Raw genomic sequence first — 14,986 nt, forward strand, 5'->3', positions numbered from 1 at the left:
CGCTTGGCTTTACTCAGCTATTTCGACCCTCACCCAAATCGCACTTGACTTAGCGTTGCCTTCGGAGGGCAGCGCTCTATCCAGCTGAGCTACGGGTGCCGGTAGAGCGCGGCCTCTAGCAAGAGCGTGACGTGCCAGCAATGGTCTATCGACCGTTGTGCGGCATTGGGCGAAACAACCCGCGATGGCCGTCCGCCGACTATCCCGCCCGCGTCTGCGCTGGTGACGTCATGGCATCGCGGCGGCTGGCGGCGCGGTCAGCCTTTCGGCAGCGACCAGCTGACGGTGAGCTGTGTAGCGCGGCGCGGAATGTCGAGCTTGGCTTCGGAGAAATTGACCTTCTCGTTGGGCGGCAGCGTGCGCACGGGCGGCTTGATCGTCCAGCTGTAGACGATCGTTCCCTGCGCGTCGCGCAGTTCGGCGAGGATCGGGGGCACCGTCTGCGCGCGGTCGGTCGGGTTGATGATCGTGCCGCTCGCCGCGAAATAGATGGTGCCGTCGGCAAGCTCGCGATGATCCTGATTGGGCGGCAGTTCGATGACCAGATCGGGCTCGGCGGCGGTGCCCGGCAGGCCGAGCCCCTGCGCCCAGCCCGGCAGGCCGAACATGTAGAGGCCGGCGGTCGCGCCGATCATCAGCACCGCGGCCGCCGCGGCGACCAGCGTCCAGCGCTTCGCGGGATTGCGGCGCGGACGGCGGAAAGGCAGCGGCTCCTCGGCCGGGGGCGCGGCGGGGCGCGGAGGCGCCTCTGCGGCGAAAGCCTGCGGCGGGGGCGGCGCCGGATCGGCGGCTTGTTCGGCCGGTGGCGCGGCGGGGACGCCGGCGGCAGCCTGGGCTGGCGGCGCGGAGGGACCGTCGGCGGGCGGCGGCACGACGATCGCTTCGGACTGTGCGGCGGCCGCCGACGGTTCCTGGAACCAGCTATGGCGGCAGTTGGCGCATCGCACGGTGCGGCCGTTCGGTCCGATCGCCGTATCGGGAACGACGTAGCGCGTGTGGCACGAAGGGCAGGCGAGGATCATGGCCCCTCTAAACACGCTGAGTCGCGCGCTGGCAAGCGCCGCGTGGCGGGCCGCGCGCCGCCGGGGCCGCAAACGGCACCGCTAAGCGCTTTACGTCGCGGGGAAGGCATGCAACAGGCAGCGGATGAGCGCCGAGGCTCCCTTCTTCCGCAACCCGGCGGGGCGCGATGCCGCGCGCCGGTGACGCCATGACGGACGCTGCGCCCCCGCGCCCCGGCGGCGCGATGGTCGAGTTCAGCGGGGTCGGGCTGCGCTACGGTCCCGACGCCGAAATCCTGTCCGACATCAGCTTCAATCTCCAGCCCGGCAGCTTCTATTTCCTCACCGGCGCGTCGGGTGCGGGAAAGACGTCGCTGCTCCGCATGCTCTATCTGGCGCAGCGGCCGAGCCGCGGCATCGTGCGGCTGTTCGGCGAGGATCTGGTGGCGATGCCGCGCCATCGCCTGCCCGGTTTCCGCCGCCGCATCGGCGTCGTCTTCCAGGATTTCCGGCTGATCCCGCACCTGAGCGCGCGCGACAATATCGCGCTGCCGCTGCGCATCGCGGGGGTGAGCGAGGAGGATCTGGCGGGCCCGGTCGGCGAGATGCTGAGCTGGATCGGGCTCAGCGCGCGCGCCGACGCCTTTCCGCCGACGCTGTCGGGCGGCGAGCAGCAGCGCGTCGCGATCGCGCGCGCGGTGATCGCGCGGCCGCAGCTGCTCGTCGCCGACGAGCCGACCGGCAACGTCGACCCGGACATGGCGATGCGCCTGCTGGGGCTGTTCGAGGCGCTCAACCGGCTGGGCACCACCGTCGTCGTCGCGACGCACGACATCCACCTGATCAGCCGCATCGACAACGCCCAGATGATGCGGCTCGAAAAGGGACGGCTGTCCGACCCCACCGGCGCGCTGCGCTATCCGCCCAATCGCGCGTGACGTCATGATCATCCCGCGCGTTCCCGTCCAGCACCGCCGCCTGCTTCCCGACCGCCGCCTGACGGGGCCCACCCCGTGGGTGATCGCGATCCTGATGATGCTGACCTTGCTCGCCGCCGCCGCCGGGATCGGGCTGGCGCGATCGGCGAACGCGATCGGCGACGCGATCGCCGGGCGGGTGACGGTGCAGATCGTCACGGCGAACCCCGTGGCGCGCGCCGCACAGGCCGCGGCGCTGCGGCGCCGTGCCGCGGGCGAGCCCTATGTCCGCGCGGCGCGCGCGGTCGAACAGGACGAACTGCTCGCGACGCTCGGGCAATGGTTCGGCAGCGAGGGGGGCGACGACCCGGTGCTGAAGTCGCTGCCGCTTCCCGCGCTCGTCGACATCGACTTCGTCGGCGGCGGCGACCGCGCCGGCCAGATGGCGCGGCTGCGCGCGCTGGTCAGCGCCGAGGCGCCGGGCGCGCGCATCATCCCGCACGCCGAATGGCTGGGCCCCGTCGCGCGGCTGATCCGCTCGCTCGCCTGGGTGGCCGGCGGGCTCGTCCTGCTGATGATCGCCGCGAGCGCCGCGGTGGTGATCATGACGGCACGCGCCGCGCTCGGCACCCATTATGCGACGATCGAGATGCTGCACCTGATCGGCGCGACCGACCGCCAGATCGCGCGGCTGTTCCAGCGCCGGATCGCGATCGACACCGCCTATGGCATCGCGCTCGGCAGCGCGGTCGCGGCGGCGATCCTGCTGCTGATCGGCTGGCAATGGTCGGGCGTCACCGCCGGCCTCGCCGCGACCGCCTCGCTCGGCCCGGCGGGCTGGGCGCTCTTGCTGGCGCTGCCCCTATTGGCTATCGCGCTAGCCGCTCTGACGGCGCGCCAGACGCTGCTCGCCGCGCTCAAGAAGATATTATGATCAAGCGCCTGATATCGCTCCTGTTCCTGGCCTGGGTGCTCGGCTTCGCCTGGTTCGCGCTGCTGCCGCCGATGCCTGCGCCGCCGCAGAAGACCGACGCGATCGTCGTGCTCACCGGCGGCCCCGGGCGCATCGACCGCGCGCTCGACCTGCTCGAGGCGGGACAGGCGAAGCGCGTCCTGATCAGCGGCGTCGCGCGCGAGGTCAAGCCGAAGGAACTGGCGGCCGAATACCGGCGGCCGCAGGCGCTGTTCGACTGCTGCATCGCGCTGGGGTTCGAGGCGGAGGACACGCGCTCGAACGCGACCGAGGTCGCCAGCTGGGTTGCGCGGCGCAACTATCGCAGCATCCGGCTGGTGACGACCGACTGGCACATGCGCCGCGCCCGCTACGAACTCGGTCGCGCGCTCGGCGACAAGGTGACGATCCTGCCCGACGCGGTGCGCAGCCAGCCGAGCTTTTCGACGCTGTTCCGCGAATATCACAAATTTCTGGCCGGGCTCGCGGGCGGCCTGCTCGGCCTGTGAGATACGCGCTCGCCCTTGTCCGGTCGATCCTGTTCTGGATCGCCTTCGTCATCATGAGCAGCATCTGCTCGATCGGCGCGGTCGTCGCGCTTCCCGTCTCGCACCATGCGACGCGCTGGTTCGTGCGGCTGTGGGCGCAGTTCCACCGCCTGATCTGCCGCTTCATCCTCGGCCACCGCGTCGTGGTCGAGGGCGCGATGCCCGACACGCCGGTCCTCTATGTCTTCAAGCATGAAAGCGCGTTCGAGACGATCGAACAGCCGATGCTGTTCCGCTGGCCCGCGGTGTTCGCGAAGGAGGAACTGTTCTCGATCCCCGTCTGGGGGCAGGCGGCGCGCTTCTATGGCCTGATCCCGGTCGACCGCGACGGCGGCGGCAAGGCGATGCGCGCGATGCTCGCCGCGGCGAAGGCGGCGCTGGCCAACGGCCGGCCGCTGGTGCTGTTCGCCGAGGGAACGCGCGTGCCGCACGGCCAGGCACCGTCGCTGCGCGCGGGATTCGCGGGCATGTACCGGATGCTGGGCGTGCCGGTGATCCCGGTCGCGGTGAACAGCGGCGTCGCCTATCCGCCGCGCCGCTGGGTCAAATGGTCGGGCACGATTACCTACCGGATCGGCGAGACGATTCCCGCCGGCCTGCCGCGCGACGAGGCGGAGGACCGCGTCTGGCGCGCGATCAACGCGCTCAATCCGCCCGCGGCGCTGGAAACGGCATCGGAATAATTGTCGCCATAGGTAGCGTGGACAAATTCGGGCGACTGCAAGCGACCGGAAGCTGCCGTCCGTCTCCCCTCCCGCAAGCGGGAGGGGTTGGGGGTGGGCAGCGACGGTGCAAAGGCCCACCCCGCTGCGACTAACGAACAAGTTCGTAAGTCTCGCTGCCCCTCCCGCCTGCGGGACGACCGCTTCCCACCCCAAACCTGCCAGAATGCACAATCGGAATTTGTCCACATACTCTAACGAAAGCCAGGGCCGATCGAGATGGAGCGCAAGGCCGATAGCGGCTCCGGCTTTCGCCGGGGCGACTATGGCGTTCAGTGCTTCCGCCCGAAATCGGGGGCGGGATCGTCCTGTCCTTCGGCGATGATCGAGCGGCGGATCGCGCGGGTGCGGGTGAACCATGCCTCCAGCTTGTCGCCGTCGCCGCGGCGGATCGCCTGCTGGAGCACGGTCAGATCCTCGTTGAAGCGCTGGAGCGTCGCCAGCACCGCGTCGCGGTTGGCGAGGAAGACGTCGCGCCACATCACCGGGTCGCTCGCGGCGATGCGCGTAAAGTCGCGGAAGCCGCCGGCCGAATATTTGATCACCTCGCTCTCGGTCACCTCTTCGAGCTCGCTGGCGGTGCCGACGATCGTATAGGCGATCAGGTGCGGCAGGTGGCTCGTCACCGCGAGCACCAGATCGTGATGCGCGGCGTCCATCGTCTCGATCCGCGCGCCGAGCGCCTGCCAGAAGCCGGTGAGCGCCGCGACCGCGTCCGCCGGGGCGTCGGCGGCCGGGGTGACGATGCACCAGCGCCCCTCGAACAGCGTCGCGAAGCCCGCCGCCGGGCCGCTGTTCTCGGTCCCCGCGACCGGGTGCGCGGGGATGACGAGATGATCGGGCAGCGCCGCGCGCAGCGCCGCGCCGACGCCGCTCTTCGACGATCCGACGTCGGATATGATCGCGTCGGGCTTCAGCCCCGGCGCGCAGACGCGCGCCGCATCGGCCATCCGCCCCACCGGCACCGCGAGGATGACGAGGTCGGCGCCCGTCACCGCGTCGGCCGGATCGTCGGCGATCCGGTGGCACAGGCCCAGCGCGCGCGCCTCGGCGCGCACCCCGGCGCTGGCGTCGTGGCCGGTCACCGTCACGTCGGGCAGCCGCGCCATGACCGCGCGCGCGATCGACGAGCCGATCAGCCCGAGCCCGACGACCGTCACCGTCCCGATGGTGCGCGCCACGCGGTTCAGCCTTCGAGCGCGGCGCGGATCGCCGCCGCGAGCCCGCGCGTCTCGTCCTCGGTGCCGATCGTCATCCGCAATGCGTGCGGCAGGCCCTGTCCGGGCAGCCAGCGCACGATATAGCCCGCCTCCATCAGCCGCTGGTACATCGCCTCCGCGGTGACGTCGCCTTCGAACAGCACCAGCAGGAAATTGGTCGCCGACGGCACCACGCGGACGCCGCGGTTGCCGAAACCGTCGAGTTCCTGCGCCAGCCATGTGCGCCAGCGGGCGTTGTGGGTGCGGCTGGCGGTGACGAAATCCTCGTCGCCCAGCGCCGCGATCGCCGCCGCCTGTCCGCAGCGCGTGACGTTGAACGGCAGGCGGATGCGGTGCAGCGCCGCGATCACCTCGTCGCTGGCATAGCCCCAGCCGATGCGTTCGGCGGCCAGGCCGTGGATCTTGGAAAAGGTCCGCGTGACGAACACGTTGGGGGCGCTTTTCGCCAGCTCCAGCCCGCCGTCGTCCTGCTGCCGGTCGAGATATTCGGCATAGGCCTGGTCGATGACGAGCAGCACATCGCGCGGCAGCCCCGCGTGCAGCCGCGCGACCTCTTCGCGCGTCGCGAGCGTGCCGGTCGGGTTGTTGGGGTTGGCGAGATAGACGACCCGCGTCCGCTCGGTCACGCGGGCGAGCAGCGCGTCGACGTCGGTCGCATAGTCGCGGTCGTCGGCCTCGACCGGCGTCGCGCCGACCCGCCGCGCCGCGATCTCGTAGACCGCGAAGCCATAGCGGACATAGAGGATCTCGTCGCCCGGCCCGGCATATGCGCCCGCGGCGAGGTGGAGCAGGTCGTCGGACCCGGTGCCATAGATGACGCGCGCCGGGTCGAGCCCGAACTTCGCCGCGATCGCCTCGCGCAGCGCCGCGGCGCCGGGGTCGGGGTAGCGCGACAGCGCGTCGGCGTCGGTGGCGGCGGCGCGAAAGGCGGCCCGCGCCTTTTCGCCGGTGCCCAGCGGATTTTCGTTGGCGCTGAGCTTGACCAGCGGACGCCCGTCGGCCCCCGCCGACTTGCCGGGGACATAGGGCGCGATGCCGCTGATCCACGGCTTGGGGGTTAGGCGAGCGGTCGTGTCGGTCATGCCGCGCGGTTTAGCGCCTGCGCGCCGCGAGTCCAGCACGTTGACAGCCTTCGTGCGCGCGCCTAGCCCCGCGCAAGCCATGGCGAGCCTTCTCCACCAGTTCCGGCATCAGGATGTGACGATCGACCGGCCGCTGCCGCTCGACAGCGGGCAGCAGCTTGCGTCGGTGACGATCGCCTACCAGAGCTATGGTACGCTCAACGCCGATCGGTCGAACGCGGTGCTCGTCTGCCATGCGCTGACCGGCGACCAATATGTCGCGTGCGACCATCCGACGACCGGCAAGCCCGGCTGGTGGGCGCGCATGGTCGGGCCGGGCAAGCCGATCGACACCGACCGCTATTTCGTCCTCTGCGCGAACGTGCTGGGAAGCTGCATGGGGACGAGCGGACCGGCGACCGTCGATCCGGCGACGGGCGCGCCCTTCGGCATGGGTTTTCCGGTGATCACGATCGCCGACATGGTGCGCGCGCAGGCGATGCTGCTCGACCATCTGGGCATCGCGCGGCTGCACGCGGTCGTCGGCGGATCGATGGGCGGGATGCAGGCGCTCGCCTGGGCTTCGGCCTATCCCGAACGGCTCGTCTCGGCGATCGTCATCGCCAGCGCGGCGCGTCATTCGGCGCAAAACATCGCCTTCCACGAAGTCGGCCGCCAGGCGATCATGGCCGATCCCGACTGGCAGGGCGGCCAATATTATGCCGCGCACGCCCCGACCAAGGGGCTGGCGGTGGCGCGGATGGCCGCGCACATCACCTATCTGTCGGAAGCCGGGCTGACCGAGAAGTTCGGCCGGCGCCTGCAGGCGCGCGATGCGAAAAGCTTCGGCTTCGACGCCGATTTCCAGGTCGAATCCTATCTGCGCTATCAGGGGCTGGCCTTCACCGACCGCTTCGACGCCAACGCCTATCTCTACATCACGCGCGCGATGGATTATTTCGACCTCGCCGAAGCGCATGGCGGGCGGCTCGCCGCGGCCTTCGCCGGCGCGGGCGACGTGCGGTTCACGCTGGTCAGTTTCGACACCGACTGGCTCTATCCGACCGCCGAATCGCGGCGCATCGTCCAGGCGCTGCAAAGCGTCGGCGCGGCGGCGAGCTTCGTCGAACTGTCGGCGCCCTTCGGCCACGACAGCTTCCTGCTCGACGTGCCCGCGCTCGATCGCCTCGTCGCCGGCGCGCTGCGGAACGGCGGCTGACGATGGCGCTGCGCCCCGACCTCGCCATCATCGCTGACGCGGTGCCCGCGGGAACGCGCGTGCTCGACGTCGGCTGCGGCGACGGCACGCTGATCGCGGCGCTGCGCGACAAGGGCGTCGACGCGCGCGGGCTGGAGATCGACCCCGCCAACGTCACCGCGGCGATCGCGCGCGGCCAGTCGGTGGTGCAGGGCGACGCGAACCACGACCTCGGCGAGTATCCGGCGGGCGCCTTCGATTATGCGATCCTGTCGCAGACCTTGCAGACGACCGAGCGCCCCGACCGGGTGATCGAGGAGCTGCTGCGCATCGCGCCGCACGCCTTCGTCAGCTTTCCCAATTTCGCGCACTGGCGCATCCGGCTCGCGCTGCTGTGGAACGGGCGGATGCCGGTGACGCGGCTGCTGCCCGTCGCGTGGTATGAGACGCCGAACATCCACCATCTGACGGTCAGCGATTTCCGCGAGCTGCTGCGCGAGCGCGGCATCGTCGTCGAGCGTGCCTGGTATCTGTCGGGCGACCGGCCGACGAGCGCCGCCGCGGCGAGCTGGCGCGCCGAGCACGCGATCTTCCTGATCTCGCGCGGCTGAAGCGGCGCGCTCCCGAGTGCGCCCGATGGCCTGCCCGTTCCCCGGCGAAAGCCGGGGTCCAGATGGCATGGCGCTATTCCGCGTGGGCCCCGGCTTTCGCCGGGGAATGGTTCCTTGTCAAAAGGGGGCAATTGCGACCCGAGTTTCGGGTGACACCGCGGGGCAAAGCGGAATCCCTGCCATGGCTATACCGGCAGGGCGCGCTCGTTCTTGAGCGTTTCCATGGCGAAACTCGCACTCACGTCGCTGAGCGCGACCTTGGCGATCAGTTTCTTGTAGACCCGATCATAATCTTCCATGCCCGCGACGTGCAGCTTGAGCAGATAGTCGGTGTCGCCCGCCATGCGATAGATTTCGACGATTTCCGGGTGCGCCGACGCGGCCTCGCGAAAGCGCGACAGCCAGGCGAAGCTGTGATCGCCGGTCTTGATCGCGACGAACACCGTCAGTCCCAGACCGACCGCCTGCGGATCGAGCAGCGCGATCCGCCGCGTGATGACGCCCTCGGCCTCGAGCCGCTTGACGCGCCGCCACACGCTGTTCGTCGATAGCTGCACCGCCGCGCCGAGCTGTTCGAGCGAAAGCGAGGCATCCGCCTGTAATTTGCGAAGCAGGCGGCGATCTGTCTCATCCAGTTCGACCATATGAGGATTTATAGGAATATTTTCCCGGATATGCCAGCATAATCGGGGAATTCTGCGATGATTTCATCGCGCCCGCTTTGCTAGGCCCGTCCTGTCGAAATCTGGAGGACGCCGCCATATGAATGCTGTTACCGCCTTCCGCTCACCGACGGTCGCCACCGGGCTCGGGCTCGACGCGTTGATCGGCAACACGCCGCTGATCCGGCTCGACCTTACCGTCGCGGGGCGCGCGTGCCGCATCTTCGCCAAGGCCGAGTTCCACAGCCTGACGGGATCGACGAAGGACCGGATGGCGGCATCGGTCATCCTGCGCGCGCGCGAACGCGGCGAGCTGGCGCCCGGCCAGGCAATCGTCGAGATGACCAGCGGCAACGCCGGCATCGCGCTGGCGGCGATCGGCACCAGCCTCGGGCACAAGGTGACGATCTTCATGCCCGACTGGATGAGCGAGGAACGGCGCGGCCTGCTGCGCTCCTTCGGCGCCAACCTGCGGCTGGTGAGCCGCGACGAGGGGGGCTTTTGCGGCGCGCTAGACCTGAGCGAAGCCTATGCGGCGGAGCGCGGGGCGTTCCTGACGCGGCAGTTCGCCAATGCCGACAATGTCCGCGCGCATCGCGACGGCACGGGGACCGAGCTGCTACGCCAGCTCGCCGCGCTCGGGCTGCGGCCCGATGCCTTTGCGGCTGGGGTCGGGACCGGCGGCACCGTCATGGGGGTCGCCGAATGCTTCGCGGCGGCGGGGATCGCGGCGTCGGTCCACCCGGTCGAGCCGCTCGAATCGCCGACGCTGTCGACCGGGCACAAGGTCGGCCATCATCGCATCCAGGGCATTTCCGACGAGTTCATCCCGCCGATCGTGCGGCTCGACCGGCTCGCGCGGCCGGTGGCGATCTCCGACAGCTGCGCGATCCGTATGGCGCAGCGGCTGGGAAGCGAGCTTGGCATGGGGGTCGGCATCTCGAGCGGCGCCAACCTGCTCGCCGCGATCGAGGTCGCGCGCGATCTGGACGAGGCGGCCGTGGTGGCGACGGTCTTTTGCGACAACAGCCTGCGCTATCTGTCGACCGATCTCGCGCGCGAGGAGCCGGCACGGCCGGGCTCGATCGTCGGCGACGTCCGCTTCGACCATGTGTCTATGATCCGGGCTTGCTGAGGCAGCCAGTCCTTCGCCGCCTCTGCGAGCTTGTACGGAAGGAGCGCCCATCGGTATATGCCGGCCGTGGATGACGATTTCGGGCAACGCAACAAATGGCTGGCACGCCATGTCCTTCCGCGGGAAGGTGCGTTGCGCGCCGCGATCGCGCGCTGGCGCTTGCCCGACGGCGTCGATGCCGATGACATTGTCCAGGAAGTCTTCGGGAATCTGGCGGAGGTCGACGACCATGCCGCCATCCGCAACGTCGGCGCCTATATGCGCGGCATCGCGCGGAACATCGTTCTTGCCTACTGGCGTCGGTCGCGGGTCGTATCGATCCAGGCCGTCGAAGATCTGGAGCAACTGGCGATTCCGTCCGACGAGGCGTGGGTTGACGAACAGGTATCGGATCGTCAGCAGCTCCACAGGCTCGCCCTCGCCGTCGGCGAACTGGAAGAGCCGGGACGGTCGATCTTTTTGCTGCGTTTCGTCGAGGAGATGACGCAAAGAGAGATTGCGGACCGACTGAGCATCAGCGAGGATCGCGTCCAGCGCAGTCTCGTGGCGATGCTGGTCGATCTGGCGGCTTTGCTCGGTCGGCGCGGAAAACGACCCCGTCGCGCATCTCATAGGGGGACGGCCGTCTTGGCAGGTGAAGGTGATGGAACGGCGCGAGTCGAGCGCAGAGATTGATCGGGCGGCCGCCGATTGGGCCTTGCGACGCCATGGCGCCCCCCTGGGTGAAATGGAAGAGGCCGAGCTTCAGTCCTGGCTCGCCGCCGATATCCGGCGTCGCGGCGCTTTCGCGCGGTTCAACGCGGTGCTGGCCGAGGCGAATCGGGTCAAGGCGCTTGGCCGCGATTTCGACGGTGACGATTATGTCGCGACCGGCGGCCAGGCGATGCTTTCCATGGCAGAGCCCGGCGGGCAGGGGGCGGCGCGCGGACCGGATCGGCGGCGCTTTCTGGCGCGGGCAGGCGGGGTCGGGATGGCCGCGGCGATCGCCGTGCTGTTCGGCGAATCCTATTGGCGCACGCTATCGGGCCTTTATGCGACCGAGCGGGGCGAAGTGCGATCGATGCCGCTCTCCGACGGCTCGCGCTTGACCCTGAATACGGCCACCGCGGTCAAGGTTCGCATGACCGAGCGGCGGCGGCGCGTCACGTTGGAGCATGGCGAAGCGGTGTTCGATGTCGCCAAGGATCGCGCGCGCCCTTTCGTGGTGATCGCCGGCGATACCGAAGTAGAGGCGGTGGGAACGAGCTTCGTGGTGCGGCGTCTGCCCGGCCAGCCGACCCGGATCATCGTATCGGAAGGAATCGTCGAGGTGCGCGTGCGCGAAGGCGGGCAGATGCGGTCGCGCCGCCTTGCAGCCGGCATGCGCGCCGACATCGGCCCGGACCACGACATTCGGACGGCCTCGGTCGACAAGAACGCGTTCGGGCGCGAACTGGCATGGCGCGACGGCAATCTGGTGTTCGAGAATCAGCCGCTTCGCGAAGCCGCCGCCGAATTCGCCCGCTATAGCGATCAGCGCATCCGTTTCGCCGACGAGGCGATCGCGGAGGAGACGATCACCGGGCTATATCCGGCGGACGATCCGCTGGGATTTGCCCGTGCTGTCGCTCAAAGCCTTGATTTGAAGGCATATCCCGATTCACGGGGAATCGTGTTGACCCGCGATGCCCAAAAAAATCTCCCGTCTGCTGCGGAAACATCTTCCCCCGCGCAACAATAGATACGGAGGGAGGCGTCCGGTCCGGGGGCGCATCCATATGGAGGGGGATTTCGATGGAAAAGATGCGTGCGGCCCTGATTTGCGGGGCGGCTGTAGTCGGTCTGGCGCTTCCCGCGGCTGCCGCGGCGCAGCAGCGGACCTTCAATCTCGAACAACAGAGCGGGTCCAGGTCGATCCCAGAATTCGCGAGGCAGGCCGGAGTTCGCATCGTGGCGCCGGGCCGCACGCTGTCCAAGATCACGACACCGCGGCTCGTCGGATCGCACGACGTGCGCGAAGCGCTCCGCAAACTACTTGCCGGCACCGGCCTGCGCGTGGTGTCGGACAACGGGACGACGATCACGCTGGCGAACGCCGATGTCGGCACGCGCATGGCGCCGACGCCCGCCCGCGTCGTCGCCCAGACTTCCGCGCCCGTTGCGGCGCCCTCGCGGCGTGCCGTTCCCGCCCCGGCGACGGAAACCGGCCCCGACGAGGTGCCTGACGGTGAGGAAATCATCGTCACCGGGTCGCGTGTCGAGCGCAGCGCGGTGGCAGCCGCATCGCCCGTCACCACGCTGTCGGACAAGCGGATCATGAATTCGGGCGTCGCCAATATCGGCGATCTTCTGATGCAGACGCCATCGATTTCCGTGGGCGAAGGATCGCGCAATTCGACGCAGGTGTTCCTCAATCTGCGCGGTCTCGGCGTCAATCGCACTCTGACCGTCATCGACGGTCGCCGTCGCGTGTCGGGATCGCCGGTATCCTCCGCTGTCGACATGTCGATCTATCCCGCGGCCCTGATCGAGCGGGTCGAGATCGTGACCGGCGGTGCGTCGGCCATCTACGGTGCCGACGCCGTCACCGGTGCAGTCAACGTCATCCTGAAGCGGGATTTCGAAGGCCTGCAGGCGAACGGGCGCGTCGGCGTGACCGGTGAAGGCGGATCGAAGGACTATGTCGCATCGGTGATCGGCGGCGGCCGTTTCGTCGACGGGCGCGGATCGGTGACGCTGGGCGTGGCCTATCAGCGTGTCGAACCGCTGCGGACGCTGCAGCGGCGCTTCTATCGCGAGAACGGCGACATCACGCTGAGCGCCAACCCCAAGAATACGGGTCCCAAGGACGGCATTTTCGACCAGATCGTCTATACCGACGCCGTCTTTCCCGCCTATGCCTATGACGGCGTGTTCGCGCTCGGCGGAAAGCGATACGTCGTCGATCAGGGCCAGCTCCGCCTGACGCGGCACGACGCCGCGCCCAACGGCGTGTTCGGGTCGGTCGCACAGGGCGGTGACGGCTATAACAACGTCGATTTCGATTATCTGCGCCGACAGGTCCAGACCGTGTCGGCGATCGGTCGGCTCGGCTATGAGGTCGCCGACGACATGCGGCTGTTCGTCGATTTCGAATATGCCAACAAGCGTGCGAACTCGCCCGGCGTCGGCGATTTCGATCTGGGGTCGACGATCCGCATCGACAATCCGTTCGTGCCGCAGGCGCTGCGCGACCTGATGATCGACAATGGTGTTCAGCAGATCACCGTGACGCGGTCGAGCCGCGACCAGGGCGTGCGCAACGATCGGACAGACGCCGACGTCCTGACAGTCGCGGGCGGGATCGAAGGCCATCTGGACAATGGCTGGAGCTACACCGCCTTCGCGCAGCACGGCAGTTATCGCCAGAACACGCAGACGACCGGGCGCCGCATTGCCGCACGCTATGCCGAGGCGATTGACGTGATCAGCGATCCCGTCACCGGTGACCCCGTCTGCCGCAGTGCAACGGCGCGCGCCGCCGGCTGCCTGCCGGTGAACATCCTGGGCGAGACCGTCTCCAGCGCGCAGGCGCTCGACTATTTCAAGCCGGTGCTCAAGACCTTCTTCCAGCAGACGCAGGATCTGGCGGGCGTGCAGTTCAAGGGCGACGTGCTCGAATTGCCGGCCGGGATGGTGAAGGCGGCGTTCGGCGGCGAATGGCGCCGCGAGCGCCTGCAGCGGCAGGACGATGCGCTGGCGCTCAGCGGTGCGATCCTGTTCATGACCGGCACGCAGCCGGTCGATGCCGGCTTCGAGGTGAAAGAGGTGTTCGGCGAAGTCGTGGTGCCGCTGCTTGCCGACCGCCCTTTCTTCAAGTCGCTGGAAATCGAGGCTGCGGCGCGCGCGTCCGATTATAGCACGATCGGTTCGACCGTCGCGTGGAAGGCCGGCGCCAACTGGGCTTTCAACGACACGATTCGCATCCGTGGCTCGGTGGCGCGCAGCGTGCGTGCGCCGAACCTGTTCGAGCTCTATAATCCGGGCGTGCTCGGGACGATCGGCACGTTGCAGGATCCCTGCACCGCGGCGCTGATCAACGCGAGCGACAACCGGACCAGAAACTGCCGCGCAGCGGGTGTGCCGGTGGGTTATGTCGATCCGACGATCGGGTCCACCAAATCGCTGCTGACCGGCGGCAATCGCGACCTGCACGAAGAAAAGTCGACGTCCTATACGGCGGGCCTGATCCTGACGCCGGCTTTCCTGCCGGGACTGACCTGGACGACCGACTGGTGGCGCATCCGTATCAACGGCGCGACCAGCTCGATCGATGCGCAGACCGCCGCGAACAGCTGCTACGACGCTTCATCGCTCGACAATGTCTATTGCTCGCTGATCGAGCGCGGCGGGTTCGACCGCATCGGCAACGGCAATGCTCATTCGATCACGCTGGTGCGCCAGAACGTCATCAACGTCGGACGCCTCGACGCCTCGGGGGTCGACACACAGATCGGCTATACGCATGCGCTCGGCGTAGGGCGGCTGCAACTGCTGTTCAACGGCACCTATCTGCTGAAGAACGAACTGCTCGGCCGGGCCAATGATCCGACGACCCTGCTGGTCGAGGATGGCGAGGTCAGCAATCCGCGCTTCCGGGGAACGGCCCAGGTCAATTATTCGCACAAGCCGTGGTCGATCGGCGCGGTCGGACGCTTCATCAGCGCCGCAAAGGCAGACCAGCAGGCGAGCAGGGAATTCCGTGATCGCAACGATGCGAGCGCCCGATTCTACCTCGACCTGAACCTCGGTTACGGCGTTTCGGAATCCGTCTCACTCTTCGCGGGGGTCAACAATGTGACCGCGGCCAATCCGCCGGTCCTGCCCGAAGCCGTACAGGCGGCGCGGTCAGGGTTGTACGACGCGCTGGGCCGCGTCTTCTTCCTCGGCGGTTCGGTGACGTTCTAGCCCCGCCCGGCCCGATATCTTTCAATCTCTTTT

14 protein-coding genes are annotated in these 14,986 nt (G+C 68.5%); 10 read left to right on the forward strand and 4 right to left on the reverse strand.

Going from position 1 to position 14,986, the window contains the following annotated elements; genetic code table 11:
• Positions 1 to 257 precede the first annotated feature (257 nt).
• The gene (locus tag ABS88_RS12675) at positions 258 to 1,022 is read right to left on the reverse strand and encodes a zinc-ribbon domain-containing protein (protein ID WP_067109403.1); all 765 of its coding nucleotides are present in this window, start codon (positions 1,020 to 1,022) and stop codon (positions 258 to 260) included.
• Positions 1,023 to 1,210: 188 nt separating this feature from the next.
• Here ABS88_RS12675 and ftsE point away from each other — a divergent pair, with 188 nt between their 5' ends.
• The 4 genes from ftsE to ABS88_RS12695 are packed head-to-tail and all read left to right on the forward strand — an operon-like array spanning position 1,211 to position 4,101.
• The gene (ftsE, locus tag ABS88_RS12680; protein WP_067109442.1) at positions 1,211 to 1,939 is read left to right on the forward strand and encodes a cell division ATP-binding protein FtsE; all 729 of its coding nucleotides are present in this window, start codon (positions 1,211 to 1,213) and stop codon (positions 1,937 to 1,939) included.
• 4 nt (positions 1,940 to 1,943) lie between these two features.
• Positions 1,944 to 2,852: a cell division protein FtsX gene (locus ABS88_RS12685; protein WP_067109400.1), complete on the forward strand. Its 909-nt coding sequence runs from the start codon at positions 1,944 to 1,946 to the stop codon at positions 2,850 to 2,852.
• Positions 2,849 to 3,379 carry a YdcF family protein gene (locus tag ABS88_RS12690; protein ID WP_067109397.1) on the forward strand — a complete coding sequence of 177 codons (531 nt, stop codon included), beginning with the start codon at positions 2,849 to 2,851 and terminating at the stop codon, positions 3,377 to 3,379. The genes ABS88_RS12685 and ABS88_RS12690 overlap by 4 nt, the downstream gene beginning before the upstream one ends.
• A complete protein-coding gene (locus ABS88_RS12695; RefSeq protein ID WP_067109394.1) occupies positions 3,376 to 4,101 on the forward strand; it encodes a lysophospholipid acyltransferase family protein in 726 nt (241 codons plus the stop codon). The genes ABS88_RS12690 and ABS88_RS12695 overlap by 4 nt, the downstream gene beginning before the upstream one ends.
• Before the next feature lie 311 nt (positions 4,102 to 4,412).
• On the opposite strand, the gene ABS88_RS12700 is transcribed toward ABS88_RS12695, so the two are convergent.
• Complete coding sequence (locus ABS88_RS12700; protein WP_286749892.1) at positions 4,413 to 5,321, reverse strand: prephenate/arogenate dehydrogenase family protein; 909 nt, start codon at positions 5,319 to 5,321, stop codon at positions 4,413 to 4,415.
• Positions 5,322 to 5,326: 5 nt separating this feature from the next.
• A complete protein-coding gene (hisC, locus tag ABS88_RS12705; RefSeq protein ID WP_286749893.1) occupies positions 5,327 to 6,442 on the reverse strand; it encodes a histidinol-phosphate transaminase in 1,116 nt (371 codons plus the stop codon).
• A gap of 79 nt (positions 6,443 to 6,521) precedes the next feature.
• On the opposite strand from hisC, the gene metX reads away from it, so the two are divergent.
• The gene (gene metX, locus ABS88_RS12710) at positions 6,522 to 7,640 is read left to right on the forward strand and encodes a homoserine O-acetyltransferase MetX (protein ID WP_067109381.1); all 1,119 of its coding nucleotides are present in this window, start codon (positions 6,522 to 6,524) and stop codon (positions 7,638 to 7,640) included.
• Between the two features lie 2 nt (positions 7,641 to 7,642).
• On the forward strand, positions 7,643 to 8,230 hold the full coding sequence (gene metW, locus ABS88_RS12715) for a methionine biosynthesis protein MetW (RefSeq protein WP_067109378.1): 588 nt from the start codon (positions 7,643 to 7,645) through the stop codon (positions 8,228 to 8,230).
• Positions 8,231 to 8,415: 185 nt separating this feature from the next.
• Here metW and ABS88_RS12720 read toward each other — a convergent pair whose 3' ends face one another.
• Positions 8,416 to 8,874: an Lrp/AsnC family transcriptional regulator gene (locus ABS88_RS12720; protein ID WP_067186591.1), complete on the reverse strand. Its 459-nt coding sequence runs from the start codon at positions 8,872 to 8,874 to the stop codon at positions 8,416 to 8,418.
• A 118-nt stretch (positions 8,875 to 8,992) separates the two neighbouring features.
• Here ABS88_RS12720 and ABS88_RS12725 point away from each other — a divergent pair, with 118 nt between their 5' ends.
• The 4 genes from ABS88_RS12725 to ABS88_RS12740 all read left to right on the forward strand — a co-directional run bounded on the left by ABS88_RS12725 (position 8,993) and on the right by ABS88_RS12740 (position 14,953).
• On the forward strand, positions 8,993 to 10,027 hold the full coding sequence (locus ABS88_RS12725) for a PLP-dependent cysteine synthase family protein (RefSeq protein ID WP_286749894.1): 1,035 nt from the start codon (positions 8,993 to 8,995) through the stop codon (positions 10,025 to 10,027).
• 57 nt (positions 10,028 to 10,084) lie between these two features.
• The gene (locus ABS88_RS12730) at positions 10,085 to 10,702 is read left to right on the forward strand and encodes a sigma-70 family RNA polymerase sigma factor (protein ID WP_286749895.1); all 618 of its coding nucleotides are present in this window, start codon (positions 10,085 to 10,087) and stop codon (positions 10,700 to 10,702) included.
• A gap of 295 nt (positions 10,703 to 10,997) precedes the next feature.
• Positions 10,998 to 11,747 (forward strand): FecR family protein, encoded by a 750-nt coding sequence (locus ABS88_RS12735; RefSeq protein WP_286749896.1) that lies wholly within the window; start codon positions 10,998 to 11,000, stop codon positions 11,745 to 11,747.
• 209 nt (positions 11,748 to 11,956) lie between these two features.
• The gene (locus tag ABS88_RS12740; RefSeq protein ID WP_286749897.1) at positions 11,957 to 14,953 is read left to right on the forward strand and encodes a TonB-dependent receptor; all 2,997 of its coding nucleotides are present in this window, start codon (positions 11,957 to 11,959) and stop codon (positions 14,951 to 14,953) included.
• Positions 14,954 to 14,986: the final 33 nt, after the last annotated feature.

The organism is Sphingopyxis sp. SCN 67-31 (assembly GCF_001725095.1).